Source organism: Oerskovia turbata, from assembly GCF_000718325.1.
Taxonomy (GTDB): Bacteria; Actinomycetota; Actinomycetes; order Actinomycetales; family Cellulomonadaceae; genus Oerskovia; species Oerskovia turbata.
Genome location: NZ_JOFV01000006.1, coordinates 270,856 through 297,826, shown reverse-complemented (window position 1 = coordinate 297,826; position 26,971 = coordinate 270,856). Strand labels below are relative to the sequence as shown.

Annotated in this window: 22 protein-coding genes; 9 read left to right on the top strand and 13 right to left on the bottom strand. The window is 70.9% G+C overall.

The annotated features are described in order from the left end of the window. The first annotated feature begins 256 nt into the window (after positions 1-256). Positions 257-1,813, top strand: coding sequence for an ATP-binding protein (locus IE95_RS0108715; RefSeq protein ID WP_030151237.1), 1,557 nt, complete (start codon positions 257-259; stop codon positions 1,811-1,813). Further along, positions 1,810-4,020: a Z1 domain-containing protein gene (locus tag IE95_RS20115; protein ID WP_084689987.1), complete on the top strand. Its 2,211-nt coding sequence runs from the start codon at positions 1,810-1,812 to the stop codon at positions 4,018-4,020. The genes IE95_RS0108715 and IE95_RS20115 overlap by 4 nt, the downstream gene beginning before the upstream one ends. Positions 4,021-5,182: 1,162 nt before the next feature. Here the strand turns inward: IE95_RS20115 and IE95_RS0108705 are convergent. Beyond that, positions 5,183-6,349, bottom strand: a complete 1,167-nt coding sequence (locus tag IE95_RS0108705; RefSeq protein WP_036571518.1) for a DNA/RNA helicase domain-containing protein — start codon at positions 6,347-6,349, stop codon at positions 5,183-5,185. 219 nt (positions 6,350-6,568) lie between these two features. Here IE95_RS0108705 and IE95_RS0108700 point away from each other — a divergent pair, with 219 nt between their 5' ends. Then, positions 6,569-7,285, top strand: a complete 717-nt coding sequence (locus IE95_RS0108700) for a hypothetical protein (RefSeq protein WP_129429532.1) — start codon at positions 6,569-6,571, stop codon at positions 7,283-7,285. Positions 7,286-7,300: 15 nt separating this feature from the next. Here the strand turns inward: IE95_RS0108700 and IE95_RS18810 are convergent, their stop codons facing one another. Then, on the bottom strand, positions 7,301-8,782 hold the full coding sequence (locus IE95_RS18810) for an exonuclease domain-containing protein (RefSeq protein ID WP_084689986.1): 1,482 nt from the start codon (positions 8,780-8,782) through the stop codon (positions 7,301-7,303). Between the two features lie 22 nt (positions 8,783-8,804). Here IE95_RS18810 and IE95_RS20845 point away from each other — a divergent pair, with 22 nt between their 5' ends. After that, positions 8,805-9,092: a hypothetical protein gene (locus IE95_RS20845; protein WP_206053330.1), complete on the top strand. Its 288-nt coding sequence runs from the start codon at positions 8,805-8,807 to the stop codon at positions 9,090-9,092. A 57-nt stretch (positions 9,093-9,149) separates the two neighbouring features. On the opposite strand, the gene IE95_RS0108685 is transcribed toward IE95_RS20845, so the two are convergent. Continuing rightward, a complete protein-coding gene (locus IE95_RS0108685; protein ID WP_030151231.1) occupies positions 9,150-10,109 on the bottom strand; it encodes a hypothetical protein in 960 nt (319 codons plus the stop codon). A gap of 124 nt (positions 10,110-10,233) precedes the next feature. Here IE95_RS0108685 and IE95_RS0108680 point away from each other — a divergent pair, with 124 nt between their 5' ends. Together IE95_RS0108680 and IE95_RS0108675 are read left to right on the top strand one after the other, a co-directional pair. Next, the gene (locus IE95_RS0108680) at positions 10,234-11,169 is read left to right on the top strand and encodes a hypothetical protein (RefSeq protein ID WP_129429531.1); all 936 of its coding nucleotides are present in this window, start codon (positions 10,234-10,236) and stop codon (positions 11,167-11,169) included. Positions 11,170-11,255: 86 nt separating this feature from the next. Beyond that, positions 11,256-12,101, top strand: coding sequence for an SDR family NAD(P)-dependent oxidoreductase (locus tag IE95_RS0108675; protein WP_030151229.1), 846 nt, complete (start codon positions 11,256-11,258; stop codon positions 12,099-12,101). A gap of 236 nt (positions 12,102-12,337) precedes the next feature. Here the strand turns inward: IE95_RS0108675 and IE95_RS0108670 are convergent, their stop codons facing one another. The 4 genes from IE95_RS0108670 to IE95_RS0108655 all read right to left on the bottom strand — a co-directional run bounded on the left by IE95_RS0108670 (position 12,338) and on the right by IE95_RS0108655 (position 16,541). Next, positions 12,338-12,754 carry an Hsp20/alpha crystallin family protein gene (locus IE95_RS0108670; protein ID WP_030151228.1) on the bottom strand — a complete coding sequence of 139 codons (417 nt, stop codon included), beginning with the start codon at positions 12,752-12,754 and terminating at the stop codon, positions 12,338-12,340. A gap of 112 nt (positions 12,755-12,866) precedes the next feature. Next, entirely contained in the window at positions 12,867-13,484 is a 618-nt protein-coding gene (locus IE95_RS0108665) for a class I SAM-dependent methyltransferase (RefSeq protein WP_030151227.1), read from the bottom strand. 242 nt (positions 13,485-13,726) lie between these two features. Further along, the gene (locus IE95_RS18805) at positions 13,727-15,808 is read right to left on the bottom strand and encodes a hypothetical protein (protein ID WP_129429530.1); all 2,082 of its coding nucleotides are present in this window, start codon (positions 15,806-15,808) and stop codon (positions 13,727-13,729) included. Positions 15,809-15,902: 94 nt separating this feature from the next. Continuing rightward, entirely contained in the window at positions 15,903-16,541 is a 639-nt protein-coding gene (locus IE95_RS0108655) for an SDR family oxidoreductase (RefSeq protein WP_030151225.1), read from the bottom strand. A gap of 199 nt (positions 16,542-16,740) precedes the next feature. On the opposite strand from IE95_RS0108655, the gene IE95_RS0108650 reads away from it, so the two are divergent. Both IE95_RS0108650 and IE95_RS0108645 read left to right on the top strand, forming a co-directional pair. Beyond that, a complete protein-coding gene (locus tag IE95_RS0108650; protein ID WP_084689985.1) occupies positions 16,741-18,225 on the top strand; it encodes an amino acid permease in 1,485 nt (494 codons plus the stop codon). A gap of 77 nt (positions 18,226-18,302) precedes the next feature. Then, on the top strand, positions 18,303-20,426 hold the full coding sequence (locus tag IE95_RS0108645; protein WP_036571514.1) for an MMPL family transporter: 2,124 nt from the start codon (positions 18,303-18,305) through the stop codon (positions 20,424-20,426). A gap of 128 nt (positions 20,427-20,554) precedes the next feature. On the opposite strand, the gene IE95_RS20840 is transcribed toward IE95_RS0108645, so the two are convergent. The 6 genes from IE95_RS20840 to IE95_RS0108615 all read right to left on the bottom strand — a co-directional run bounded on the left by IE95_RS20840 (position 20,555) and on the right by IE95_RS0108615 (position 25,824). Continuing rightward, positions 20,555-21,016 (bottom strand): hypothetical protein, encoded by a 462-nt coding sequence (locus IE95_RS20840; protein ID WP_204807050.1) that lies wholly within the window; start codon positions 21,014-21,016, stop codon positions 20,555-20,557. A gap of 10 nt (positions 21,017-21,026) precedes the next feature. Then, complete coding sequence (locus IE95_RS0108635) at positions 21,027-21,254, bottom strand: hypothetical protein (protein WP_030151221.1); 228 nt, start codon at positions 21,252-21,254, stop codon at positions 21,027-21,029. A 104-nt stretch (positions 21,255-21,358) separates the two neighbouring features. Further along, entirely contained in the window at positions 21,359-22,273 is a 915-nt protein-coding gene (locus tag IE95_RS0108630) for a lysylphosphatidylglycerol synthase transmembrane domain-containing protein (protein WP_051702909.1), read from the bottom strand. 315 nt (positions 22,274-22,588) lie between these two features. Beyond that, positions 22,589-23,941, bottom strand: a complete 1,353-nt coding sequence (locus IE95_RS0108625) for an NAD(P)/FAD-dependent oxidoreductase (protein ID WP_051702908.1) — start codon at positions 23,939-23,941, stop codon at positions 22,589-22,591. A gap of 171 nt (positions 23,942-24,112) precedes the next feature. Next, positions 24,113-25,336 (bottom strand): globin domain-containing protein, encoded by a 1,224-nt coding sequence (locus IE95_RS0108620; RefSeq protein WP_030151218.1) that lies wholly within the window; start codon positions 25,334-25,336, stop codon positions 24,113-24,115. Then, positions 25,336-25,824, bottom strand: coding sequence for an RrF2 family transcriptional regulator (locus IE95_RS0108615; protein ID WP_051702907.1), 489 nt, complete (start codon positions 25,822-25,824; stop codon positions 25,336-25,338). The genes IE95_RS0108620 and IE95_RS0108615 overlap by 1 nt, the downstream gene beginning before the upstream one ends. A 162-nt stretch (positions 25,825-25,986) precedes the next feature. Between IE95_RS0108615 and IE95_RS18800 the strand changes: the two genes are divergently transcribed. After that, the gene (locus tag IE95_RS18800; protein ID WP_240666367.1) at positions 25,987-26,940 is read left to right on the top strand and encodes an ATP-binding cassette domain-containing protein; all 954 of its coding nucleotides are present in this window, start codon (positions 25,987-25,989) and stop codon (positions 26,938-26,940) included. Positions 26,941-26,971: the final 31 nt, after the last annotated feature.

The window sequence follows — 26,971 nt, the reverse complement described above, 5'->3', positions numbered from 1 at the left end:
CCTAGGACCACCAGCCGCCCGCCAAGCACAGACACCGCGCGCGGTCACCCGCCACCTGACTCCCCCTCTGACAGTCGATCGCCATGACGCCCCCGCCAACTCTTCAGGAAGGGTGACAGGGGCACGGGACACCTTTCAAGCAGCGCCCCGTAGCGTCTCACCCGGGTGCCTGTTGCGCGCAACCGCTCCGACCGTAGGTTCACCCCCTCGAGTGTTCGGATCTCCGCTAGCCTTCTCCCGGAGCCAAGGGAGTCGAATGAGCAAGCAGGTCGTCGAACAGGTTGTCGAACAGGTCGAAGTCCGGCCCGGTGTGGGAATGCTCGCACTGTTCCCGTCTATGAACTACAAAGCTTGGTACGCGATCGGCGAGTTCGTCGACAACTCACTCCAGTCCTGGCGGACGAATCAGGAGCACCTTGCCCGCGTGGGCGGTGGAGTTGCTCGGCTCAACATCGACATCGAGATCGACCGTTCGGGTGGGCGGATCTCTGTTGCCGACAACGCAGCGGGCATCTACGCCGAGGACATCGGTCGCGCATTTACGCCGGCTGCCCCACCCGCCGACTCTTCTGGGCTATCGCAGTTTGGTATCGGGATGAAGAGTGCCGCTAGCTGGTACGCCAAGCACTTCGTTGTTACCACTACGGCCCTCGGCGAAGGTGTTCGCCGAGTGGTCGCCTTTGACATTCCTGGTATCGTCGAGGCGAATTCGGATCACATCGCGGTCGTGACGACGCTGGCGCGGACCGAGGAGCATGGAACAACTCTTGTCCTCACCGACCTCAACCACCCGGCCCCCAGCGGGCGGACGCTCGGCAAGATCCGCGACTACCTCTCGTCAATCTACCGAAGGTTCATCGCTGACGAGCGGGTGGAGATCGTTGTTGCTGGCCGTCGACTCACCTATTCACCCCCGGCGTTGCTGGTTGCCCCGCGATGGAGCACTCCCGAAGCCGCGCCAAATACGTGGCGGAAAGACATCTCGATCACGCTCGACTCCGGCCGCACGATCACTGGTTGGGCAGGACTCTTCGCGAAGGGAGATACTGCTGCGGCTGGTTTTGCTCTCCTGTATCGCGATAAGGTCGTGCAGGGCGCGGGGGGCGCAGCGCGAGACGACGATGGGTATAAGCCCGCCCGAGTCTTCGGCCGCGGCAACTCCTTTGAGTCGCAGCGACTCGTCGGAGAACTTGATGTCTCCCAAGTTGACGTTACCCACACCAAGGACTCCCTCGTCTGGCATGACGATGAAGAGGAGGAGTTCCTGGAAAAGCTCGGCCAGGCGATCGACGCAGAACCGCTTCCGATACTCAAGATGGCACGCAACCACCGAACGACTGAGCGCGGGCGTGGCATCCAGACCACGGTTCGCGGAATTGTTGAACAGGTTGTTCAGGCGGCCGTTCAGCCGATCCCTGAGGCCGCTGGACCCAGTGATCAGGCGGAGGCGATCGGGGCGGGCCCGGCGTCGCCGCCTGTGACAGAGTCGGTGATTCTTAGCGATACCGAGCGGGAGGTCCTGGGCGAACATCTGACGGTCAGCGTCATTGACAGCGCAGCGGACAAGAACCATTGGATCAGGGTCCTCCAGGAAGAGAACGGGTGGACGGTAACAGTTAACCGTGCCCATACGTTCACTCAGTCATTCGCGTACTTGCCAGGCATGGACCTGGAGCCTGTGCTTCGGCTCGCTGTCGCTATCGCTCTCGCTCAGATTAAGGCCGAGCGTGGTGGAGCACGCGAACCGCGCTACATGATCGCGGAACTTAATCGAATCCTCACCGGCCCGCTCGCGAAGAAGGCGACATCATGACTAGCCACGCAAACCTGTGGGCACCGCAGCCGGGGGAGAAGTTGCAGGGCCTGCTCGCTCGTACAAACCTGATCGCGCATGAGCAGGCGCGTGTCGAGCGGGAGACCCTCCGTATCCTGGGTCGGTGCCGCGCACCGGAGTGGGACAACGATGGCAACGCGGCCGAACTTGTGGTGGGCGCCGTGCAGAGTGGCAAGACGCTGTCTTTCACCGGTCTCATCGCAGCGGCCCGCGACAACGGCTTCCCGCTAGTCGTTGTGCTTGCAGGGACTAAGACCAACCTGCGCAACCAGACCTACGAGCGGCTCGTCAGGGACCTTGCAATGGACGGTGACGGCGGACTGCCGAGCTGGTATCCGGTCAACGACCTTCGACCGGCGAACGCACAGGAGATCTTTGCGCGAGTTCAGCGATGGCAAGACGATCGCAGAGTTAGGGGCCGGGTCACGACCGTTGCCGTCGTGCTCAAGAACCACGCAAGCCTTCGACGCGCTCGATCTGTGCTTGCAGAAGTCCTCGGTCAGATCCCTGGCGCACCGGTCATGTTCATCGATGACGAGGCGGACCAGGCGGGCCTAAATGTCGCCAGATCTGATGCCGAAGAGAGCCCTACATATCGCGCGATTCGACTTCTCCGGGAGACGGCAGGAAATCACTCTTACGTCCTTTATACGGCCACGCCTCAGGCTCCTCTTCTGATCGCTCTGGAGGACACCCTTTCGCCACGGACGGTCTCAGTCCTAACTCCCGGTGATGGCTACGTCGGTGGTGCGGACCTATTCGACGAGTCCTATACCGGGTTCGTGCGGGAGATCAACGACGACGCTCTCGATGATGCGTCGATCAGTCCGCCCGAGTCGCTTGAGCGGGCGATCGCAACATACCTCCTCGCAATGGGTATCGCGCAGTTCCGAGGAAGCCCTCGACCTCTCACGATGCTGATCCATCCGTCCTCGGGGACAGACCTGCATCGCGCCTACGAAATCTGGGTGCGAGGCATCATGGATCGGCTGACAGTTGGGCTAACCGATGGCGATGAGGTGCTAAGAGATCAGGTCGCTAAAGAGGTGTTCCTTCCTGCATACGACGACCTGTCATCTACGGGTGGCAACATGGTCGAGGGTGTGCGAGTGCCGCTCGAAGAGCTCATCGAGATGCTTGGCGACGGCGGATACCTCGAAGCGGTGAGAGTTCGTGTAGTCAACAGTGCGCAGGGCAACGAGATTAGTTCGAGCGAGTGGACGCAGGCCCCCGGATGGGTTGTCATTGGAGGAAATAAGCTCGACCGTGGCTTCACCGTGGAAAACCTCGCCGTCACATACATGCCGAGGGGGCCTGGCGTGCGCAACGCCGACACGGTCCAGCAGCGCGGACGCTTCTTTGGATACAAGCGGGCCTACCTGGACCAGTTGCGCGCATGGATGAACCCAGATACAAGCGACGTGTTCCAAAAGTATGTCAGACACGAGAACGCTATGAGGGACGCGCTTTCGGATCTCGACTCCAATGGCCGAGAGCTATCGACATGGCGACGGACGATCCTGCTTGACTCCAGCCTCAACCCAACACGACGTGCGGTGATCAGTCTGGATGTGAACGACTTCAGACTCCGCGGATGGGTGCTTACGCAGACCCACGTATACGGAGAGCCAACGGGCCCAACAGCGGCAGGCAGGTCTCGACTCGACGGGCTTCGTGCCTCAGCGACAGACGACCCTCGGGATCGCCGTACAGGTGCCCGCAACACGGTCGTCCGGAGCACTTGGTCCGAAGTGGCCGAAGTCCTCGTTGACTGGCGTGCGGCAGCGGGCGAGAAGAACATCCTCTACGCGATCCTCCTCGCGCTTGGCAGCGTCGAGGGGGAGGTCCCGGTCGATGTCGTCTTCATGAACGGTGGAGCCACTCGTGATCGTGGTCCGTCAGTCGCGTCGCGCCCGGTGCTTGCCGTTGCAGGCTGGGACTTGAATCGGATCGACGACGTCGAGGCGCTCGAGGTTGGGAACCTGATGCAAGGTCCTGACCCGGATGATGGAAGCACCTATCCGGGCGACCGGGGTTTCACGGCGGTCGACGCCGTCACCGTCGAGGTGCATGAGCTCGCGGTCGAGGTTGGCTTGGCCGCTCGATCTCGTGCGACCTCGCTGGCGATTCACATCCCGACAGATCTCGGTGACCGGGTGATTCTCCAAGCGGAGCAGGCCGAGTAGGTGACCGTCGGGACGGTCGAATGTTGGCGACGGGCAACCTCGGCCAGGAGCGCCACCTGGTTGTTTCGGTCGACTGATTGATGCACTAGCGAGAGCTGGCGTGCCCCCACTTGGCTGCAACCTCGCGACCCGTTCCGTGAGTACTTCAAGGTCGCACGCTGTGCCTGGGAAACGCAGGCATCTGATAGTTCAGCGGTCCCGCGGGTCTGGTCCCCTCTGGAGATGTCGTGTCCGGGGTGCTGTGGTCGGGGCGTCCGGCACACCCGGTCGACGTGGGTGCGCCCGGTCGATGCCCCACCGGTCCGCAGGAGGAGCGTAGGTGGAGGGGTCCTACGGGTTGGGGAGCTATGAATGGGTGACGATGCCCCGAGACCATTCTCGAACGGGCCTCGTCGATTGTGCGCGGACTCGACAGGAACAGGCGTCGGCAACGACGCGCTACATTTCGACACCCGCAGGAGGCCCCAAGTGCATGTCAAGCGTGACGTCAGGTCACGCTGGTCGTGAGAGCGCCCGCTGAGCGCCAGGCCCGGGTGCGCATCGCAGTTTGCGTGTTCCTAGAAAGATCGACTCGTCCGACCACGTCACGTTCCACCTCATCACGGTCCGTGAGGGCCTGCACGTCCGTCCGGTAAGCAGCCATGGCGTGCTCGAGAGCGTTCGTGCCCTCACCCTGGGCAGGGTGGTAGCAGTATGAGCGATGATGTCTCGCGATCCGCACATCTCCAGCGGATCAATCATCCGGCAGGAAGCACCCCAGGTGATTGTCCCGGTGAGTTGTCACCGTCAGAGGAAGGCCGACCACTCGCAAGAAGTGCTTGGAGGCGCGCTCCGGTGGGTGGCTTCTCCCCGTCCCAGACGACTGTGAACGCATCAGCGAGAAGGGGCCACACGATTCGTAGGCCGTCCTCGACTGAGCGGACGTCGTCCGCCAATGGCGGCCGCAGAACGATGTCGTGGGGGATGACACGGCCGGACTGGTCCCGGCGGCCCACGGGGTCAGGGAACTTCAGCGCGACGTGGTCCCCCACGCGTCGGCAGAGCGTCCGATCGCCCTCGGTTCCGTCGAACGCGAGGTCATAGGTCGGGAGGGGATCAGGGAGCCCGGCGTCGAGGAGGAAGCGAAAGCCCCAAGTGCGTCCGCGCGTGGCCCAGACAATGTTCACTTGACGCTCTTGACGAGGATGTCGTCCTCGACACCTTGATCGAGGTCCAGTCGGGACTGAGTCAGGGTCGCCGTGAGGTAGTCATGATTCGCCCGCGCACTGGTGTTGGTCTCTTCGATCTTGGTCTTACTGAGCCGGATCGCCCCGGTGAGCATCGGGAGGATGAGCGTGCCCAGCACCGGGCCGACCTTGGGCACCTTCTTCACAAGGGCGTGGAAGGCGTTGGCGCCGACGAGAACCGTCGCCAGAGCTTCGGCATTATCGGCTAGCTGGCCGACAAGCTTGCGGGGGATATCGAACCTCTCGGACCATCGGACGAGGCGCTCCAGCGGCAGCAGGGTGGCGACGGGGAGGATGAGATCCAGCCCGACCCGCTTCGACACTTCGATCCGGCCCGGCTCGAACTTCGCTGATGAGAGAAGCATGAAGTCCTCACCGATCGACAGTGCTTCGGGAAGCTGGACGAAGCCCTTGACCACCTCGTGCAGCGACGAGATGTCACTGCCCGCCTTCTCGATGAGCAGCTCGCGAAACCCGTGCACGTCGAGGTCGGGGAGAAGGTCGGCCTTGGACAAGGCAATGACCCAGACGCGGGGGAACTCGGCGAGCGGCTGGCCGTCATCGAGGATGTCGTCCTTCAACCTCAGCAGGCCACCACGGAGGTTTCCGAGCATCAGCTTGAGATACCTCTCCTCCTCGCCCCGGTTGTCCAGGAGCTTCTGGCCATCGACGAGGACGACAGCGACGTCGGATCGAAGGAGCGTCCGGAAGGTCTCGACGCGGCGGGTGGCCTCCGACTCTCGGTCAGGTTCCTGCTCGAACCACTCGCCCGGGTAGTCGTGCCAGACGAGCTTCAGCTCGTCGAACGGCCGCATCTTGGCGATCTTCTCATCGCTCGGGCCTTTCGACTTGATCGAGAAGGCGTAGGAGGTCGCTGCGAAGCGGGTAGGTTCAGGGACCACCGCCGAGTTCTTCATGCCCAGGAAGTTCTGGTGCAACCGGTGGCCCTGGCCGGTGTCGTCAGCGTTGACGTAGAACAAGCTGTCCTTGGTGAACGCTTTTTCCTGCGCCGCCCCGTAAAACGACGAGACGAGCACGGTCTTGCCGCTGCCGCTGCCACCGAACACTGCGATGTGCTGTTCCCGCACCCTGGTCGTTGCCACGGCCGCGACGCTAGCACTCGCAATGGGATCGGCCTCTCGCCGATGGTTGATTTCACCCGGCGGGGCTTGAGTTCGTCTCACACCGAGATTTCCCTGTGGACAACCCCGACCGCACCCCGTGACGCCACCACGATGGTCCCAGGGCGCGCGTCGCGCGCCGGTCCGGTCCCGTGGCGCACGCGCCGAGCGGCACGGGCGTCCACGACCGGGGGAGTCGGCATGGGCACGACCGTCACACGAGTGTGGGCTACCGCGGGTCTGGTCCTCACGGGGCTCGTCGTTGCGGGTCTCGTCTCGGTCCTGGCGATGTGGATCGCGGGGGTGGTGCGCGGCGACGAGGGCCTGGCGTACAGCGGGGGTGTCGGTCTCGTGCTGCTCGCCCTCTACCTTCCGTGGTTCGTCACCCACTACTGGTTCCGACCGACCCTCGTCGGCCTGCTGCTGCCGTTCGTGGCAGTCTGTTTTTCACCCTTGCCGCTCGTCGCCTTCCTCGTTAGCCCGCATCTCGCGGTCCAGGTCGGCGGGGAACCGGTGACTTCGGCCACCGGCAGGATGCAGATGGTCGTCGTCTGGACGCTGTTCCTCGCCCCGGTCGCCGGCCCGGCGTGGTTCGTCGCGCGCAGCCGGCGTCGGTGGGCGCGCCTGTTCCTCCGGGCCGACGCGGTGCCGGGTGGCCGCGTGGTGGAGCTCGTCGAGGCAGTCCGGTACGCGCACTGGACGGGCGTGCGACTGGTGGACGTGCGCAGTGGTGAGTGCGCGCAGGGGTATCTCCCGGGCCGCCACCGGCCGCGGCAGGGGGTCGACGGCGAGCTCCGGGTCGTCGACCGGGTCTCACCGATCGTGCGGGGTCTCAGCAGGGCGCGGACACCGCCATCGACGCACTACGTCACGGCACCGTGGGAACCGTCCGGGCCGGACCAAGCAGCGCTGGCATGAGTTCCCACGACGAGGTCAGCCGACCGAGACCCGCCCCAGCAGCTCCTCGAACACCCGCTCGCTCACGACCGGGATTCCGTATCGCCGAGCGGTGCGCGCCTTCCCGGACAGCGAGTCCGGGTCGGCGGCGATGACGACGCGGGTGCGCTTGGTGACGTTCGGCCAGGGTGCGAGCCCGGCGCCCCGCGCCTCACGCTCCCAGTCCTCGCGCGGCCGCGTCATGGCCCCGGTCAGCACGATCTCGTCTCCCCGGGCCAGCGCGAACCGCGGCCTGTCGGCCACGGTCGCGACGGCCCCGCTCGGCGCACCGGCCTCGCCCAGCGCCTCGGCCTCGCCCGTCCCAACCGGCCCGACGGCGCCGCTCGCCTCCGCGCCCGGGTGCGCTCCGGCGTCGGGCACCGTGGGGAGAGAGGCGGGTGCCCCGGCGACCACCACGCCGCGCCCCGCGCGCGCGACCGCCGCCGCGACGTCGTCGGCGTCCATGCCGAGCTGGCCCGCGACCTCGTGGAGGTCGGCGAGCTCGGAGTCCGAGAGGACACCGTCGAGCAGGGCCACGCGGGCGAGCGCGTCGAGGTACCCGTGGTGCAGCGACTCGACCTGCGCCCGGCTGAGCCCGGCCTCCTCGGCAGCAGCGAGCAGGGCGCCGCGCTCGGTGAAGGACACGTACCGGTCGAGCAGGGCGAGGTCGAGGAGAGCGAGGTAGTCGTCGGCCTGGGGTGGGAAGGGGACGCGGTCGAGGCGGTCGGACAGGCCGGACAGCCAGTGGCCGGTCGGGCGGCTCGCGCCGCGCAGCACCGGGGTGAAGGCTCCAGCGGCGGGTAGCCCCGGCCAGGAGTGGAAGGACGACGCCTCGTGCGCGACGGCCCAGAGCGGGTCGGAGTCGTCGAGCCCGAGGTAGTGCTCGAGGAGTCCGGCCGTGGCGCGCGCGTCCCCGAGGGCGGAGTGGGCGCCGTCGTGCACGACGCCGGCGAGCTCGCAGCAGATCGCGAGCCCGCGCGGCGCGGACGGCAGGAACGTCCCGGCGAGGCGCATGGTGCACAGGCACGCGAGCGGGTCGATCCCCACGGGCAGGCCGACGCGGCTGAACTCTGCGCGCAGGAACCGGGTGTCGAAGCTCGCGTTGTGCGCGACGATCACGCGCCCTTCGAGGAGCCGCGCGAGGTGCGGCGCGACGAGGGCGAACGTGGGCGCGAGCCCGACGTCGGCGGCGCTGATGCCGTGCACGTGCTGGGGTCCGAGGTCGCGCTCGGGGTTGACGAGCGTGCACCACTCGTCCTGGACGCGGCCGGTGGTGTCGGTGAGGACGACGGCGACCTCGGCGATACGGTCGTGCTGGCGGGGCGAGAACCCTGTGGTCTCGAGGTCGATCACGGCGAATCCGGGCACGGGGGACAGCGTGCCAGGTCCGGGCTGCTGGGTGAAGTCCGCGCATAGGAGCCGTCGAGAGGACTTCTCGCCGAGCGAGACGCGCGAATCATTTTTAGCCTGGACGGACATACCAATTCATCGGGGAGCCGTAGTGCGCACTGCCGCCATCACGACCACAGTCCTGCTGTCCGTCGCCGTGCTCACGGGCTGCAAGGGCGGGGAGACGGGCCCCGGGCAGCCCTCGCCGACCCCCACCTCGACAAGTGCCCCGACGACCTCCCCGACGACCCCGCCGGTCACCCCGTTGCCGACGCCCTCCCCGACAGCCACGCCGACCCCCACGCCGACCGACCCCGCGACGCCCACCGAGCCGGGCGAGAACGAGATCTCGATCCAGGTCCAGATCCCCGAGCGCACGACCCCGCCCTCGGGCGGCTGACGAGGGGCCACCGCGCCCGAACGCCCCAGCGCTCGCCAGGGCATCGCGCCGCCCGACTCAGCCCTTCGGTCGCGCCGCCCGCCGGCGGCGCCTCGCCTCCTCGGCCTTCCCCTCGGCGTCCTCGAGGTCGCGGTCGACGGCGGCCAGGTCCTCCTCGGCTGCGGCGAGCGCGCTCCGCGCCTCGTCGAGCGCCACGAGCGTGTCGTCGCGTGCGGCGGTGAGCCGCGCGATCTGCTCGTCGAGCGCGCTGAGTCGCGCGTCCAGCGGCCCGACGGCGTCGCTCGCCTCCCGCACGACGTCGGCGGCCTGGTCGCGGCGACCTTCGAGACGGTCGATCTCTGCGGCCGCCGCGGCGACCTCACGTTCCGCGTCTGCGAGGTGGGTGTCCGATCCCGAGTGCTCGGGCACGGGCGAGGGAGCCTCCTCGGCCTGCTGCTCGGCGGCCCGCGAGCGCGTCCCTGTGCTGCGTCGGGCCTCTCGCTCCGCGCTCAACGACACGACGTCGGCGCTCTCGCCGGACTCGTCGACGATCCCGAACCCGACGTACTGCAACGCCTGGGTCAGGCGCCCGGCCTGCACGAGCGCGCCCGCGTCACGGTCCATGACCGCGGCGGTGAGCGTCTCGCCGAGGCGCCGCAGCACCTCGCCCGACACGGCCCGCCCGCGGACCTCGCCCGCCGCCGAGACGCCCCCGACCAGCGCCTCGACCTGGCGTCGGCGGTCGCGGTCGAGCTCGGCCAGCCGCGCCCGGTCCCGCGCCTCGGTCGCGGCGCGCAGGTCGTCGCCGAGCGCGACGAGGCTCCCGACCGTCTCGGGGTGGGCGCGGGCCACCTGGTTGACGACCCACGCGGCGACGGTCGGCTTGGTCAGCGCGCTCAGGCGTGCGGCACCCACGGCGTCCCCGGCGGCGGTCGCCTGCTTGGCCGCGGCGTTCCGTGCGGCGACGAACTCGTCGAGGGGCAGGGCGAACAGCCCGTCGATCACCTGATCGCCGGTCGCGTCGGGCTCCTCGCTCATCGGTCCAGCGTCGCACCGTTCGGGAGTCGCCGCCGGGGCGGCCGGGCCCGGCGAGGAGAAGGTAGGGTCCGGGGTTGACCGCGCCCGGCTCGTCGCGCGCGGTCGCGTGCACGCAGAGGAGTCCATGGACCAGGAACTACCGGTGGTCTCGACGACCTGCCGCGAGCCCGACGACCTGACCGAGCCGTCAGCCACCACCGCCGATGACGCGGCCGCCACGGCCACCTCCGCCACCGCCACCGCGGCGGCCGACGACGCGGCCGACGCTCCGCCGTCGGGCCGTGACGGGACCGAGACCAGGCCGCGCCTCGACACCCTGGTCACCGGCTGGGTCGGCCGCGCCCTGGACGCGTACCCGCGACCTGTGCTGCCGCTCACCGACCACTGGGACGCCTCGGTCGCCGGTCTCGTGCGCCAGGTCCCGCTGGTGCCGCGCTTCGCGACCAGGCCGCTCGAGCTGCTCGACCGGTTCGGGGCCGTGCACGTCGGGCCGCGCGAGGTCGGGTTCGACGGCGACGCGATCGACTGGGACCGCGTCCTCGAGGTGCGCACCCAGCCCGCGTGGTCGAGCCTGTCGGCCGACGCGCTCGAGGCGAACTTCGCGCAGTACCTGCGTGTGATCCCGCGCGTGCCGGGGCGCGGCTGGGTCCTGGGCAAGGTCACGGAGCTGCTCGTGTCGCTGTACCTGACGGCCGTCCCGCTGCCCGACGACGCCGCTCACCTCCTGACGACCGGCGGCACGACGGATGACGCGCCGGACAGCGACGCGGGGTCCAGGGCGGCCCCGTTCACACGGCGGACCGTGACCGAGATCCGCTACAAGCGCCGCCTCGGCGAGGGCGAGCGGCAGGCGAGCGCGACGTCGGTCCTGCTGCAGCTCGCGTTCCCCGGGTCGACCGACGCGATGCTCGCGCTCGCAGCCGAGCGCGGCGTACCGGTCGTGCACGTCCCCGTCGACGAGGGCGAGATGGGCGCGACGATCAAGCGGGCCGCGGCGTGGCGCTCGACCGCGCTGGGACTACGGGACCGCTTCACGCGAGACACCGGCCCGACGGCGTAGCGCGCCCCGGGCGGGGATCGTCGCCCCCACGCGGTCTACGCTCCGAGAGGGGCACGGCGACGGCACGAGACGAGGCGGGACGGCACATGGCACGCAGGACGATCGTCATCACGGGAGCGAGCGACGGGATCGGGGCGGCGGCGGCCCGGGCGCTCGCCGAGGACGGGCACGAGGTCGTGGTCGTGGGGCGCTCGCCCGAGAAGACCGCGGCGGTCGCACGCGATCTGGGCGCCGACTTCTTCGCGGCCGACTTCGCGCGGCTGGCCGAGGTGCGGTCGCTCGCCGCGCAGCTGCGCGACCGCTACGAGCGGATCGACGTCCTCGCGAACAATGCGGGCGGCATCATGGCCGACCGTCGGGTCTCCGAGGACGGCCACGAGCTGACGTTCCAGGTCAACCACCTCGCACCGTTCCTCCTCACGACGCTGCTGCTCGACCGGCTGGCGGAGAGCCGTGCGAGCGTCATCAGCACGAGCAGCGCCGCGCACCGGCTGTTCAGCGACTTCCACGTCGACGACCTCGAGTCCGAGCGGTCGTACGCGCCCAACACCGCGTACGGCAACGCGAAGCTCGCCGTGAACCTGTTCACGCGCGAGCTCGACCGTCGGTACCGTGCGGCCGGGATCTCGGCTGCGGCGTTCCACCCGGGCGTGGTCGCGACCAACTTCGCCGCGACCTCGACGAGCAGCATGCGCGTCATGTACCAGACGGTGCTGAGCCGCTTCCTCACGTCGTCGGCCAAGGGGGCCGACACGCTCGTCTGGCTCGCGACCACGACCCCGGGCGTCGACTGGGAGCCGGGGAGCTACTACGTCAAGCGCAAGGTCGCGACGACCCACCCGCTCGTGAGCGACCCACGTCTCGCGGCCGAACTGTGGGAACGCAGCGTGGAGATGGTCGCCGCCGACGGCGCCCCGGGGGCCGCAGCCTGAGACCTCGGGGCCGGAGCCCGCACCGGACCGGGCCTCGGTGTCCGGTGCCGAGCATGCGGTTGGCGTCGGGATCTGCCCGGAACTGGACGCCAACCGCATGCTCGAGGAACGCCAACCGCATGCTCGAACCGTGCCCGGACAGCACGACGGGCCCGGTGCACTCGCACCGGGCCCGTCGACTCACCGCACCGCCGGCCGAAGGGGGGTGACCGGCGGCGGGGAGGTCTGGAAGACCGTCAGGACGCGGAGGTCGTGACCTCGATGCGCTGCGGTGTCGTGCCGGCGTAGACGCCGGAGACGGTGACGGTCAGGACACCTGCGTCGTACCGGGCGCTGATGGTGCTCGCGTCGGCGGGCTGGGGGAGGGTCACGACGCGGTGGAACGCGCCGTAGCGGACCTCGCGGACGCGACGGCCCTCGGCCTCCTCGGCCCGCTCGTCCTTGCGCTCGCCGCGCACGACGAGCTTGCGGCCCTCGACCTCGACCGTGACGTCCTGCGCCGGGTCGATGCCCGGCAGGTCGAAGCGGGCGACCAGGTCGTCGCCGTCCTGGAAGACGTCGGCGTGGGCCGGGACGCCTGCCACGGGGCGGGCGGTGAGCAGGTCGCGCAGGGCGCGGTCGAACGCGGGAGCGGTCGTCAGGGTGGTGGTCATGGTGACTCCTTCGGTCGGTGCGGAACCTCTGACCGGTACAACTTGAGTCGCCTCCGCTCAATTCCAGATCGCCGTTCGCCCTGGACGAACGGCTGCGCCCCGGTGGCCGTCGTCAGGCCTCGGGCACTCCCAGCACCGCGACCAGGAAGTCGCCGTCCTCGGCGAACGGCCGCAGGTCCCACGTCGAGAGCGCGAGCTGGACCTCGAGCCCGGCCTCGGCGGCGTCGGCGAAGAACGCGTCGAACGCGTACCCGCGCCCTGCTCCGAACCCGACGACGGCCCGGCCGCCCGGCACGAGGTGGGCGCGGAAGCGGCGCAGGACCTCGACCTCGGTGCCCGGCGCAAGGAACGTCACGACGTTCCCTGCGCACACGATCACGTCGAACGGTTCGGCGATGCCCGCCGCGGGCAGGTCGAGCTCGGCGATGTCTCCGACGAGCCACGTCGCACCGGGGTGGTCGGCCTGGGCGGCCTCGATGAGCACGGGGTCGACGTCGACGCCGACCACGACGTGCCCGCGCGCCGCGAGCTCGGCGCCGACGCGTCCCGGCCCGCTGCCGGCGTCGAGGATGCGGGCGCCGCGGGGAACCATCGCGTCGACCAGCCGGGCCTCGCCTGCGAGGTCGGCGCCCTGGGCGGCCATGGCGCGGAACCGTTCGACGTACCACGTCGAGTGGGACGGGTTCACGGCGGTCTTCTGCTCCCAGCGGGTGGGGTTGGCCTTGCTCACCGGTGGCTCCTCGGGGTCGGACGGGGTCGGACGGGGTCAGGCGGGTCCTTGTCGTGCGGGGGTGCGCTCGGCGACCAGCACGAGAGCCGGCTGCCGCACCCCGACCGTACCCCCACCGGGTACCGTGCTGGCGGCCGTCCAGGGCAGGGCCGCCGTGGTCTCAACGACCGGACCCCCCACCACCCGTCGATCAGGGGCTTGCCTGCACCGGCTACCGACCGACAGCTCCGGCAGCGCCGGGGTCACGGGTCCATGTCGTCGTGCAGCACGACGCGTGAGAGCTCGATCCGGTCCCCACGCTTCCAGTAGTGCAGCCGCCGCGCCGAGGCGCTCCTGGTCTGGAGGGACGCACGCCAGCACGTGGCTCCGTCGTCGCGGACGACGGCCGGGCTGCCGCCGCCCTCGTTGACCCGCAGGGGGTGCAGCTCGCGGCCGGCGATGTGCTCGGCGTCCCCGGTCAGGACCTCGACGACGACGTCCACGACCTTGGCCCGCGAGATCCCTTCGAGCGCGTCGAGGGATGTCAGGAAGCGGTCGCCCAGGGTGTACTCCGCGAGCGGTTTGCTGGCCTTCTCGGCGGCGGGGACGCGCCGGATCCAGGCGGTGGCGACCTCGTGGCGGAACTGTTCGGCGGGGTCGAGGAACGCGATGCCGTCGTGGTGCTCGTCTGTGTGCGCGGTCGCTCGCTGGTCCTTCTTGAGCTGCTGCCGGCTGAGGTCTGCCCGGCGGTACTTGGTCTGGAAGTTCGTGGCCCGGCTCTGTGCGGCGGCGGCCTCGTGCTCGAGCTCGGCGGCGCGTCGGCGCAGCCCGGCGAGCTCGACCGTGGTCGCCTGGAGCGTGGCCCGCAGGGTGAGGTTCTCGGCCCGTGCCGCGGCGAGGGCGGTGTCGAGCCCGCGGGTCTGCGCCCGGCTCGCCTCGAGCGCGAGGCTCATGTCCCGCAGGGCGCGCCCCGCAGGCGGGGGAGCGGTGGAGGAGCGGGCGCCGGGTCGGTCGGCGGGGGCGACGAGGTCCAGCGGGGTCCGACGGCGCAGCGTGCCCTCGGCGGCCCCGTCCGGACGCGGGTGGTCGTCGGGGTCGGGTGCGGCGGGTGCGCCCGTGTCGTCGCCGACGTGCGTGTCGTCGGCAGCACCAGGCTCGCCCGGGGCCCCCGGGTCCGGTGGAGCCCCGAGCGCGGCCCTCACGACCGGGACGCGCAGCGGCGGCAGCTCGGGCAGGGCGCGTGCGGGCGTCGCGTGCCCGACCTCGGGCAGGACGAGCCACGGCGGCCCGCCCGGGAGCAGGCTCGGCGCAGCCACGGGGACCTCGGTGCTGTCGTCGCCGTCGATGTCGTCGATGTCGTCGAGCCGCAGCGCCCACGGCGCCGTGGACGCGACGCGTGCGAGCACGACCTCGCCGACCGTGAAGAGGTCGGTCAGGGCGTCGGCGGGGTTCCCCGTCACGGCGTCGCGCGGGACGTCCACGGTCAGGCCGGGCACGAGGCGCAGCCGGACGGTCGCCGCGGAGACCGCGGCGACGTCCGCGAGCACCACCTGCCCGACGGCGTAGCCACCCAGGCCTGCGTCCGCACCCGGGGGCGTGGCGCCGTCGGGCAGGAGGAGCGACTCGCGGACGTCCAGCCGGCGGCCCTCCCGGTCCAGCGTCCCGGTGACCCGCTGCCCGACGACGAGCAGGCGCGCGAGCGAGACTCCGGGGACCGTGAGCTCTTCGGCGATGCTCGCGAGCGAGTCGTCGTCGAGCGCGACGAACGCGCGCGGGCCGAGGATCGAGCGCACGGTGCCCTCGACGCGCGGGGCGTCGGGGTCGCGGTGGGCGCCGAGCAGGCCCGCGCCGAGGGCGGCCGTGAGGCAGTCGTGCACCAGGTGGTCGAGCAGGCGCCCCGCGTCGGACTCCGAGTACGCGAAGCGCAGCCTGCTGCGGCGCGGTGCGCCGACCCACTCGTGGTCGACGGGGTAGACGCGGGCTGCGCCGCCGTAGACCTGCGTCGCAGGGGGCATGACGGCCGAGAACGCCCACGACGCGTCGCCCGTGGGCAGGACGACGACCTCGGCGAGCCCGGACACCTCGTCGACGAGCTCGTCGAGGTCGACGTACGGTTCGGCGTGCCCGGCGGCGACCGAGATCGCGACCACGGGCCAGGCGCGGCCGGGGGTGAGCAGCCGTTCGGCGAGGGCGCGCGCCCCGTCGACGTCGGCCACCCAGCGTGCCCCGGACGGCGGGGTCCGGGGCGACGCGGTGGGGGCGGCCTCGGCGGGTACCGGGGTCGTCGCGTCGCCCAGGACGGAGCCCGCCCGGGCCCGCTCCTTCGTCCTGTTGCGCCTGACCACGTGCACACCTCCTCGTCTGCCGTTCGGCACACGGTAGCCGCTCGCGGCGGTCGGGGGGCGACGGGCCGGGGGCGACGGGGGCGACGCGCCCGGCCTACCGGCCGAACACCTCCAGGACCGGCGTCTCGCCGTCGACGAAACGGACGAACTGCCCGACGGTCGACGGCGACCGCAGAGCCTGCGCGACGACCAGGGCGACGTTGCCGCGCGACGTCCTGCCGTTCTCGGCGCCGACGTCGATGGTGCCGGTCGCCTTGTCGTTCGTCAGGGTGCCGGGACCCAGGATCGTCCAGTCGAGGTCGGTGCCGCGCAGGTGGTCGTCGGCCGCGAGCTTGGCGTCGGCGTACGGGAAGAAGCTGTCGTCCTTCGCGATGCCGTGGTCCGGCACCGAGCCGATCCACGACACCATGACGTAGCGCGAGACGCCCGCGGCAGCGGCGGCGTCGATCGAACGGATCGCGGCGTCCCGGTCGACGGCGTAGGTCCGGTCGGGGTCCCCGCCGCCGGCCCCGGCGGACCACACCACGGCGTCGTGCCCGCGCAGGGCCTCCGTGATCTCCTCGGTCGTCGCGTTCTCGACGTCGAGCAGCACGGGCGTGCCGCCGAGCTCCTCGACGAGCGGGAGCTGCGACTCGTGCCGCACGATCCCGCTCACCTGGATCTCGTGGTCGGCGAGGAGGGGGATGACCAGGCGGCCCACCTTGCCGTGGGCTCCGATCAGGGCGACGTTCATGGTTCTCCTCGGGGGTGTCGGTGACGGGCTCCCTCCACCGTGCACCGTGCAGGCGCTCCCCGCTCGCCGGGCGTGCCCGTGGTGGTGCGCAGGTGAGGCCGGGACGCTCCACGGCGGGTCGTCGTCGTCGCCCGGGTGCGGGTACCGTGGAACGGCGCCATCTCGGCGCCCCCCTCGAGCACGGACAGACCGCACCCCCATGAGCACCGCACCTCCGCCGTCGGGCATGCCTGACAGCGCTTCCCCCGCCCTGCCCGACGACGCCGCGCACCCCGCCGGGCCCCTCGCCCCCGAGGGTGAGCAGCTCGCTCACGGCCTGCGCACCCGCCACCTCACGATGATGGGCCTGGGGTCCGCGATCGGGGCCGGCCTGTTCCTCGGCAGCGGCGTCGGGATCGCGACCGCGGGACCCGCCGTCCTGGTCTCGTACGCCGTCGCGGGCCTGCTCGTCATCCTCGTCATGCGGATGCTCGCCGAGATGGCGTCGGCCGTGCCGTCGAGCGGGTCCTTCTCGGTGTATGCCGAGACCGCGCTGGGTCGCTGGGCCGGGTTCACCATGGGCTGGCTCTACTGGTTCACGCTCATCATGGTGCTCGGCGCCGAGATCACGGGCGCCTCGCAGATCGTGTCCGGGTGGGTCCCGGGCGTGCCGCAGTGGGTCGTCGCGCTCGTGTTCGTGGCGGTGTTCGCGGTCGTGAACCTGTGGGGCGTGAAGCACTTCGGCGAGTTCGAGTTCTGGTTCGCGTTCATCAAGGTCGCCGCGATCGTGGCGTTCCTCGTGATCGGTGTGCTGCTCGTCCTGGGCTGGCTGCCCGGCACCGACCCCGTGGGGACGACCAACATCTTCGGCGACCCCGCCTCGCTCGCGGGCTTCGCCCCCCACGGCCTGCCGGGTATCGCGGCGGGGCTGCTCGTCGTGGTCTTCGCGTTCGGCGGGATCGAGATCGTGACGATCGCCGCGGCCGAGGCGCGCGAGCCGCAGAAGGCCATCGTGACCGCGACCCGCTCGATCGTGTGGCGCATCCTCTTCTTCTACGTGGGTGCGGTCGCGATCATGGCGCTCGTCCTGCCGTGGGACGCCCCCGAGCTGCTGAGCGGCCCGTTCGTCGCGGTGCTCGACCTCGCCGGGCTGCCCGGCGCGGCCCGCCTCATGGAGGCCGTCGTGGTCGTCGCGCTCCTGTCGGCATTCAACGCGAACGTCTACGGCACGTCCCGCATGGCATTCTCGCTCGCGGGCCGCGGCGACGGCCACCGTGCCCTGACCAAGGTGTCGCCGACCGGCGTCCCGTGGGTCGCGGTGCTGCTGTCGGTGTTCTTCGGCCTTCTGTCCGTGGGGCTCAACTGGCTGCTGCCGGGCGAGGTCCTCGGCATCCTGCTCAACGCCGTGGGCTCGGCGCTGCTCGTCATCTGGGTGTTCATCGCCGTCTCGCAGCTCAGGCTGCGCCCGCGCCTCGAGGCCGCCGCAGGCGGTGCGGACAAGATGACGCTGCGCATGTGGGCCTACCCGGGGCTCACGTGGGCGACGCTCGCGGGCCTCGCCGGGCTCATCGTCCTCATGCTGTTCGACGACGCCGCGCGCGTCCAGCTCGTGTCGACGCTCGTGCTCGTGGGCGTCATCGTCGGGATCTACGCGGTGCGGTCGCGGCTGCGGGGGCGGGCGGGGCGGGCCGGCGCCGGTTCCTGACCCGTTGACACCCACCCCCTCGCGGGTGTGCGCTGGAATCTCGCGCCAGGGAGCACCGGGAGTCTCGGAGAGAACCCATGTCTCGCATCGCCGGCTGGATCACGCACCGCTACGCCAAGTGGGTCGTCATCGCCTTCTGGGCGGTCGTCCTGGCGCTGACCGCGCCGCTGGCGGGCAGGCTCACGGGGGCGCAGGACAACGACGCCACGTCGTGGCTCCCGGCGAACGCCGAGTCGACCCAGGTGCTCGACGTCGCGAGCAGCTTCACGTCGCCCAACACGATCCCGGCGGTCCTGGTCTACGTGCGCGAGTCGGGCCTCACGCCCGAGGACCTGGCCAAGGTCTCCCAGGACGTCGCGACGTTCGGTGAGCTCGACACGTTGGACGGGGACGTCGTCGGGCCGATCCCGTCCGAGGACGGGCAGGCTGCCCAGGTGATCGTGCCCCTCGACCTGGGCAGCGAGGGCTGGAACCTCGCGGCCGACGCCGTCGCGGACCTGCGCGCGACCGCGGAGGACGGCGCGAACGGCATGGACGTCTATGTGACGGGCCCGGCCGGCGCGGCCGCGGACTCCTCGAAGGCGTTCGAGGGCATCGACTCGACGCTGCTGTACGCAGCCGCGGGCGTCGTGATCGTGATCTTGCTGCTGACCTACCGCAGCCCCACGCTGTGGCTCCTGCCCGTGGTCTCGGCGGGCGTCGCGCTGACGGTGTCGCAGGCCGTGGTCTACGTCCTGGCCGACACCACCGGTCTGACCGTGAACGCGCAGAGCGCGGGCATCCTCACGGTCCTGGTCTTCGGCGCGGGGACGGACTACGCCCTGCTGCTCGTCGCGCGCTACAGGGAAGAGCTCCGCCGCCACGAGGACCGGCACGAGGCCATGGCGCTCGCGCTGCACCGCGCGGGCCCGGCGATCGTCGCGAGCGGTGCGACGGTCGCGATCGGCATGCTGTGCCTGCTGTTCGCGCAGATGAGCTCGACGGCCGGGCTGGGGCCGGTCGCGGCGGTCGGGATCGTGGTCGCGCTGCTGGTCATGCTGACGCTGCTGCCCGCGCTGCTCGTCGCGACGGGCCGGTGGGTGTTCTGGCCGCGCGTGCCGCACCTGGGCGACGACGAGCCCACCGAGCACGGCGTCTGGGCACGGCTGGGCGGCCGGATCGCGAGGCGTCCGCGGCGCGTGTGGGTCGTGACCTCGATCGTCCTGGCCGTGCTGGGGCTGGGCATCACGCAGCTCGACGCCAACGGGCTGTCGAGCGCCGAGTCGTTCCGGGGCGAGCAGCCCTCGATCGTGGGCGAGCAGGTCCTCTCCGAGCACTTCCCGGCGGGGTCGGGCTCGCCCGTAGTCGTCGTCGCGGACGACTCGTCGCCCGCCGCGGTCGCTGCGGTGCACGACGCGTTCGCGAGCACCGAGGGGATCGACGCGTCGACCGTGACAGAGCCCGTGTCGGCGGGCGGCTACGCGTACATGGAGGGCACGCTCACGTCCGAGCCGGACTCGCAGGCGGCGTACGACACCGTCGACCGGGTACGGGACGCGGTCCATGCGGTCCCGGACGCCGACGCCCTGGTGGGCGGGGCGAGCGCGATCACGCTCGACGTCCAGCGCGCCTCGGCCGCGGACAACGTGCTCATCATCCCGATCATCCTGCTGACGGTCCTGGTCATCCTCGCGGTGCTCCTGCGCGCGGTCACGGCGCCGCTCGTCCTCGTCGCGACGGTCGTGCTGTCGTTCACGGCGGCCCTGGGGGTGAGCGCGCTCGTGTTCAGGTACGTGTTCGGGTTCGAGGGCGCCGACACGTCGCTGCCGCTGTTCGTGTTCGTGTTCCTCGTCGCGCTCGGGATCGACTACAACATCTTCCTCATGACCCGGGTGCGCGAGGAGTCGCTGCGCGTCGGGACGCGGCGCGGTGCGCTGGTCGGGCTGGCCGCGACGGGCGCGGTCATCACGTCGGCGGGCCTGGTGCTCGCGGGGACGTTCGCGGTGCTGGGCACGCTGCCCGTGGTCGCGTTCGCGGAGATCGGGTTCGCGGTCGCCTTCGGTGTCCTGCTCGACACGCTCGTCGTCCGGTCGGTGCTCGTCACGGCCCTCAACCTCGACGTGGGACGGCACATGTGGTGGCCGAGCGCCCTGGGCCGCAAGGAGGACGTGCCGGTCGAGGAGGCCCCGGTGGTCCCGACGGGCGCACCGGTCCGCGAGTAGCACCCGGCCAGGAAGACCCACGCCCGACGGCGGAGCGCACCGCCGGAGGGTGTCGGACCATGCCTTCGTCGACGAGGACCCGCCAGAGCGCCGCCTCCGATTGCTCGGAGGCGGCGCTGACGGTGGGTTCAGGCGGTGGGGAGTGGCGACTCGCGGAATCGAATCTGTGCGGCCTGTCGAGTCACCCCGAGTGTGCGTCCGATGTCGGCCCAGGTTCGCCCGGCTGCTCGGGCCTCACGCACGGCTGCCCTGAGCTCGGCCTCGGCTTCTTCAACACCTCGCTGTGCGAGACCGACCCGACGAAGCTCGCGCGGGTCATCGGCCGGAGTCGACGCCGGGTCGAGGGAGTCGAGCCAATCTTCTGCTTCTGCCGTTTCGCCACGGGGCGCATCTGCTGGTCGCGGAACGACGTAGATGACCTCGATCGGCTCTCCGAGTGATTCGTCGAGTTCGTCGAGCGGCGTCTCGTCGGCCGAAGCGAGACTGAGATGCGCGACCTTCAACAGGCGGCGGGCCTCGTCGAGAGCGTCGTGACGAGTGGTCAACACCCGGCCGGTGACGGCTGGGTCCTTGCGCGTTGTCTTGGTCATCGTCATCACCTCACAGGTAGTCGTAGAACTTGGGGCGAAGGGCCATTGCGTGGATCACGCGAGGGTCGTCGCCTTCGGGATCAGCAACGACGAGCTCGAGAAGCGTCCCAGCGCTCGTCGCCCCGATGACGAGCATCTTCTCAGTGCCTTGGCGGACCTCCCGCATCGGCACCTGGAGAGCGGAGCGGATCTCGTCGCGGGAGACACCGTGCTTCAGGGCATCGGGGAGGATCCGCATCTGTCAAAGGTACTTTGACAGATGGATTGCGTCAAGCCTGCTTTGACATTCGCCCGCTCCTGCGGTGTCGGTACGAGAGCCGTCCCGTCGAGTGTGTCGTCGCGTCAGACCACGTCCTCGCGCTGCAGCCGGCGCAGCGTGATCCAGCCCAGCAGGACCGGGATCCAGCAGGTGATGAGCCGGTACAGCAGGACCGCGGGCAGGGCGATGGTCGACGGGATCCCGAAGCCCACGAGCCCGCCCGTCAGCGCGGCCTCGACCACCCCCACGCCGCCCGGCGTCGGGGCGGCGGACGCGAGCGTCTGCCCGACCATGGTCGAGAACGCCGCCGCGATCGGGTCGCTGCCGCCGCCCAGCGCCAGGACGCACACCCACAGGGTCGCGGCCGATGTCAGTGTCGTGCCCATCGCGCCCAAGACGGCGAGCCCGAGCCGCCGCGGGTCCTTTGCGAGCCCGCCGAGCTGGCGGAACGCGGGCAGCACGTCGTCGCGCGCGTACGTCCGGACAGCGTGGCGGAAGCGCGGCACCACGAGCAGCAGGACACCGGTCGCGACGACGGCGACCCCCGCCGCCAGCAGCGCCCACTTTGCCCAGGTCGGCATGTGGTGGTCGATGCTGCGCCCGGCGACAAGCGCCAGGATCGTCACCAGCACGAGGTGCGTGAGGACCTGCACGATGCTCTGGAGCGCGACCGTGCCCGTCGCGAGCGCCGTCGTCATACCCGACTTCGCGAGGTAGCGGACGTTGAGCGCGAGCGAGCCCACGTTGGCCGGGGTCGCGGTGCCCGCGAACGCGTTCGCGAGCTGGACCCGCGTGGTCCGCAGGAACGGCAAGGGCATCGGTGAGCACGCCGCGAGCGACGCTGCAGCCGCGAAGAAGCCCGTCGCCGCGATGAGCACGGCCAGGATCGCCCATGCCGGCTGCGCGTCGCGCAGCGCCTCGCCCATGCGCGGGATCTCGCTGATCTCCGGGATGACGACGTACGTGAGCCCGCCGATGAGCACGAACCACACGAGCACGCGCAGGGCGTGGCTCCGGGGAGAGCGTGCGGGCTTGGGGGTCGGGGCCGGGGTGGCCGGAGTCCCCGGGGTGGCCGGAGTCCCCGGGGTGGCCGGAGCCTCTGGGGTGGCCGGAACCTCGGGGACCGCGGACCAGGGCTCGGGGTCGGGTGCGTGCGCGATGACGAGCTCCTTGCCGAGAGAGTGCGGGCTGTCCCGCGACCCTACCGATGCGCGAGGCCCGGTGCACCGGACCGTCCGTCGAGCGTGCGGGTCGGTCGTCCTTGCCGTTCGGAGGCGACCCGAACTGCACGCTCGGCGTCAGGTGACAGAGGCTCAGTCGTTCGGCGTGACCTCGGGAAGCGGCGCAGGGCCGTCCGCGGGCACCCATCCCTTGGGTGGGCGGATCGTGGGGACGTCGCCCACGATCGGCACCGGGCGGCGGTGGAACGGGAAGCCGTAGCGCGTCACGAGCCCGGCGAGCGTCGTGAGGCGGTTGCGGGGCCCGATCAGGCTCATGATGTGCACGAACAGCCACGCCAGCCACGCGCTGCCGCGGGTCAGTCGCACCTTCCCGGCGATGTCCGCGACGGCCGCGCGCCGTCCGATGACGGCCATGGTGCCCTTGTCAAGGTAGGTGAGCGACGTCGTCGGGCGTCCTTGGACGAGCGCGCGGATGTTGCGCCCCGCGACCTTGCCCGACTGGATCGCGGGCTGGGCGAGCTGCGGCAGGCCCGCGGGCGAGATCGCGATGTCGCCCGCCGCGAAGTGCCCCGGCCAGCCCTCGACCTGCAGGTCGTCGCCCACGCGGATGCGCCCGCCGTCGCCCAGCGGGAGGTTCCAGCGCGAGACCTCCTCGTGCGGGGCCACGCCCGCGGCCCAGACCGTGAGGTCCGAGCGGATGAAGGTGCCGTCGGTGAGCTCGACGCCGTCGGGCAGGACCTTCGCGACGCCCGCGCCCAGGTGCAGGTCCACCCCGCGACGCTGGAGCTCTCGCGCCGCGTACGTGCGCAGCTTCGCGGGGAAGGGCTTGATGAGCTCGGTGCCGCGCTGGACGATCTTGACGCTGAACGCGTCGCCGTGGATCTCCGGGTACGCGGGGGCGAGGCCCTGCGTGCGCAGCTCGGCGAGCGCTCCCGCGACCTCGACGCCCGTCGACCCGCCACCCACGACGATCACGCGGAGCCCGTCGTCGGTCTCCGGGGTGGCCGCGGACTTCTCGAGCCGCACGAACAGGGTGTCGCGGATCTTGAGCGCCTGAGAGCGCGAGTACATGGCGAACGCGTGCTCCTTGGCACCCGGCGTGCCGAAGAAGTTGGTCGTGACGCCGTTGGCCAGGACGAGGTAGTCGTAGCGGATCTCCTCGTCGTTGAGGAGCCGGAGGGTCTTGTGCTGCGGGTCGAGGCCCACGAGGTGCTCGTGCACCACGTGCACGTTGGGCTGCCCCAGGCGCAGCGCGCGCAGGAAGTACGTGACGTCGCCCGGGTTCAGGCCGCCCGTGGCCACCTGGTAGAGCAGCGGCTGGAACGTGTTGTAGACGCGGCGGTCGATCAGCGTGATGCGCACCGGGGCCCCGGCGAGAGCCTTGACGGTCGCGAGGCCGGCGAACCCGCCGCCCACGACGACGACGTGGGGGAGCGCGTCGTGCGCCCCGGTGGGTGCGGGCTGCGCGGCGGTGCCGTCGTTCACTGTGTGCCTCTCGAAACGTCTCGTGGTGCGACACGACGATGTGCCGGGTGGTCCGGGGCACGAGCGTATGCCGGGCGGGGTGCCGGGGGCGAGACGAGCGCTCTGGCCGGGAGACGAGGTGTCTCCCGGCCAGGGATCAGGGTCGAGTGGCTGTCGGGAGCCGGAGCGCGGTCAGGCGGGCGCGCCCACGAGCCAGCTGTCCGGCCCGAAGGTCTCGTAGTGGATCCGATCGGCGGGCACCTCGCGCGCGACGAGCGCGTCGCGCATCGCGGACATGAAGGGCAGCGGCCCGCACAGGTAGGCCGTGGTGCCGGGGGCGATGTCGATCTCGGACAGGTCGACGTACCCCGTGCGGCTCTCCTGGGCGGCGCCCGTCCCGGCGTCCTCGTACCAGGTGTGCAGGGCGGCGTCGGGCAGGCGGTCGACGAGGTCCTTGAGCTCCGCGCGGTGGGCGTGGCGCGAGGGCGACCGGTCGGCGTGCACGACGGCGACGGTACGGTGCGCGGGCCCGGCCGCGAGGTGGTCGAGCATCCCGAGCATGGGCGTGCAGCCGATGCCCGCGGAGACGAGCAGGAGCGGTGTGTCGGCGTCGTCGAGAGCGAGGTCGCCGAACGGCAGGGACACGTGGAGCAGGTCGCCCTCGAACGCGTTCTCGTAGAGGTGGTTGGAGACCTCGCCCGCGGGCAGCGTGGTGCCCGTCGGGGTCGAGGCGGCGAGGATGCGGCGGACACCGATCCGCCACTGGCCACGCTGGGGGCCCCACGACAGGGAGTACTGGCGGATCTGCCGGGCGCCGTCGGGGAGCTCGACCTGGACGGAGACGTACTGGCCCGGGCTGAACGGGGGCAGGTCCGACCCGTCGGGGGCGGCGAGGACGAACGACACGGTGTCCGTCGACTCGAGACGGCGCTCGGAGACGACGAGGTCGCGCCAGACGTCGCCCCCCTCGACGCCGGCCTCGCGGTACAGCGCGGTCTCGGCCGCGACGAGGTCGTGCGCCATGTGCCAGTAGACCTCGTCCCAGGCAGCGGCGACGTCGGGTGTGACGACCTCGCCGAGGACCTCGACGATGGCCGCGAACAGGTGCTCGTGGACGATCGCGTACTGCTCGGGCAGGATCCCCAGCGAGGCGTGCTTGTGGGCGATGCGGCCCAGGACGGAGCCGGTCGAGGGCGCGGCGGGGTCGACGAGCAGCGTCGCGTAGACGGCGATCGCGCCGGCGAGGGCCTTCTGCTGGTCGCCCTGCGCCTGGTTGCCGCGGTTGAACAGGTCCGTGATCAGGTCGGGTCGTGCGGCGAACATCCGCTGGTAGAAGATCGGGGTGATGTCGCCGATCGCTGCGCCGATGACGGGCAGGGTCGCGCGGACGATCTCGGTGGACTTCTCGGACAGCATCAGCTGCTCCCATCCTGGATGTAGTGAGGACCTGCAAGGGCTGGGGGGTCCTGGGCGGGCCGGGTGAGGGTCAGCAGGACGGGGCCGGTGGGGGGTTCGGCGAGGCTCGCGACGGTGTGGTCGTCGAGCGAGCGGTAGAACGCTTCCTGCGCGTCGCGCAGGAGGTGGCGCAGGCGGCAGGCCGTGCGCAGGGGGCACGGTGCGGGGCCCTCGCAGGTCACGACCTCGCCGTCGCCCTCGAGGCGGCGGACCAGCCAGCCGACGGTCACGGTGCGCCCGGCGTCGGTGAGGGTGAGACCTCCGGTGCGTCCACGGCGGGCGTGCACGACGCCGAGCTCGGCCAGCCGCGTGACGACCTTGGTCGCGTGCGTGTAGGACACCGCCATCTGCTCGGCGACCTGCCGCGTGCTCGCCGGCTCGTCCGGGGCGACGACGCTGAGCCGCATCACGATGCGGAGGCCGAGGTCGGTGAACTGGGTGAGCTGCACCCTGCGACCGTAGCTTTTCTCGCATTCGTCATGCGAAGTATCAGGGTGTGATCTCGGTCATTTTCTGACGATGTGTGGACAACCCGGCCCTCCTGCGCGTAACTTCGAACTGACCGGTCAGTCTAAAAGAGTGATCGGACCGGAACTTTCGGAGGAACCCCCATGAACCAGCCCGTCGCCCGACACGGCAGCGACGAGGCCACGTACCTCGTGCAGGCCACCGTGACCACGCCCGCCGGCGCCCCCGGCACCACGAACCACCAGGTGCCCGACGGTGCCGCGCACCTCCCGCAGGGACGGCTCGCCGCCGCGGACATCGCCGACGACATGACGCTGCGCGGCCCGCTCGGCGGGGAGATCGCCGAGACCCTCGAGCCTGCCGAGGACGCGTCCCCGCCCGCTGCGACCCCGCACGCGATCAGCGCCTACGACCTCCAGCTCCACGGCCCGCGCGGCCTGGTCTACGGGCCGGTCGACCTCGAGGTCCCGGCCGGCGAGGTCGTGGTCCTCCAGGGCCCGCAGGGCGCGGGCCGCTCGAGCCTGCTCCTGACCCTCGCGGGCCGCATGGCCCCCGACCACACCCCGGACGGCTGGCTCGTCGTGCTCGGGGAGAACCTCACGGGCCGCAGGGCACGCCGCACCGCGGTCCAGCGCCGCGCGGCGATCGCGGGCTTCCACGGGATCGACGAGCTCGACGACGCCGTCACGGTCGGCGACTCGGTGCGCGAACGCCTCACCTGGCTCGCGCCCTGGTACCGCCGCACGCCCCGGGTCACCCAGGAGGTCTACGAGGGCGTCGCCCGTCCCGTGTTCGGGCCGCGCGAGCTGCCCGCGCTCGACTCGATGGTGTGGGACCTCGACGAGGTCGACGCGATGCTCCTGCGCATCGCGATCGCCATGGCCCAGGTCCCCGAGCTGCTCGTGGTCGACGACCTCGACCAGGTCCACGACTCGGCCCGCCGCCAGATCGTCTGGGAGCGCCTCGAGGCGATCGCGGCCACGGGCGTGACCGTCGTCGGCTCGGTCGCCTCCGCCGGCGAGGTCGCCGCGATGCGCTGGGGCCGTGCCCCGCACGTCGTGCGCCTCACGACCGGACCGCAGCTCGTCGCGGCCTGACCCACCACCCGGGTGCCGGTCGTCGCCCGCC

Bases quoted from the DNA above. Each gene is read 5' to 3' on its own strand.
- IE95_RS0108715 (WP_030151237.1), top strand. From the start codon at position 257: ATGAGCAAGCAGGTCGTCGAACAGGTTGTCGAACAGGTCGAAGTCCGG.
- IE95_RS20115 (WP_084689987.1), top strand. From the start codon at position 1,810: ATGACTAGCCACGCAAACCTGTGGGCACCGCAGCCGGGGGAGAAGTTG.
- IE95_RS0108700 (WP_129429532.1), top strand. From the start codon at position 6,569: ATGGGCACGACCGTCACACGAGTGTGGGCTACCGCGGGTCTGGTCCTC.
- IE95_RS18810 (WP_084689986.1), bottom strand. From the start codon at position 8,782: ATGTCCGTCCAGGCTAAAAATGATTCGCGCGTCTCGCTCGGCGAGAAG.
- IE95_RS0108685 (WP_030151231.1), bottom strand. From the start codon at position 10,109: ATGAGCGAGGAGCCCGACGCGACCGGCGATCAGGTGATCGACGGGCTG.
- IE95_RS0108680 (WP_129429531.1), top strand. From the start codon at position 10,234: ATGGACCAGGAACTACCGGTGGTCTCGACGACCTGCCGCGAGCCCGAC.
- IE95_RS0108675 (WP_030151229.1), top strand. From the start codon at position 11,256: ATGGCACGCAGGACGATCGTCATCACGGGAGCGAGCGACGGGATCGGG.
- IE95_RS0108670 (WP_030151228.1), bottom strand. From the start codon at position 12,754: ATGACCACCACCCTGACGACCGCTCCCGCGTTCGACCGCGCCCTGCGC.
- IE95_RS0108655 (WP_030151225.1), bottom strand. From the start codon at position 16,541: ATGAACGTCGCCCTGATCGGAGCCCACGGCAAGGTGGGCCGCCTGGTC.
- IE95_RS0108650 (WP_084689985.1), top strand. From the start codon at position 16,741: ATGAGCACCGCACCTCCGCCGTCGGGCATGCCTGACAGCGCTTCCCCC.
- IE95_RS0108645 (WP_036571514.1), top strand. From the start codon at position 18,303: ATGTCTCGCATCGCCGGCTGGATCACGCACCGCTACGCCAAGTGGGTC.
- IE95_RS20840 (WP_204807050.1), bottom strand. From the start codon at position 21,016: ATGACCAAGACAACGCGCAAGGACCCAGCCGTCACCGGCCGGGTGTTG.
- IE95_RS0108635 (WP_030151221.1), bottom strand. From the start codon at position 21,254: ATGCGGATCCTCCCCGATGCCCTGAAGCACGGTGTCTCCCGCGACGAG.
- IE95_RS0108620 (WP_030151218.1), bottom strand. From the start codon at position 25,336: ATGCTGTCCGAGAAGTCCACCGAGATCGTCCGCGCGACCCTGCCCGTC.
- IE95_RS18800 (WP_240666367.1), top strand. From the start codon at position 25,987: ATGAACCAGCCCGTCGCCCGACACGGCAGCGACGAGGCCACGTACCTC.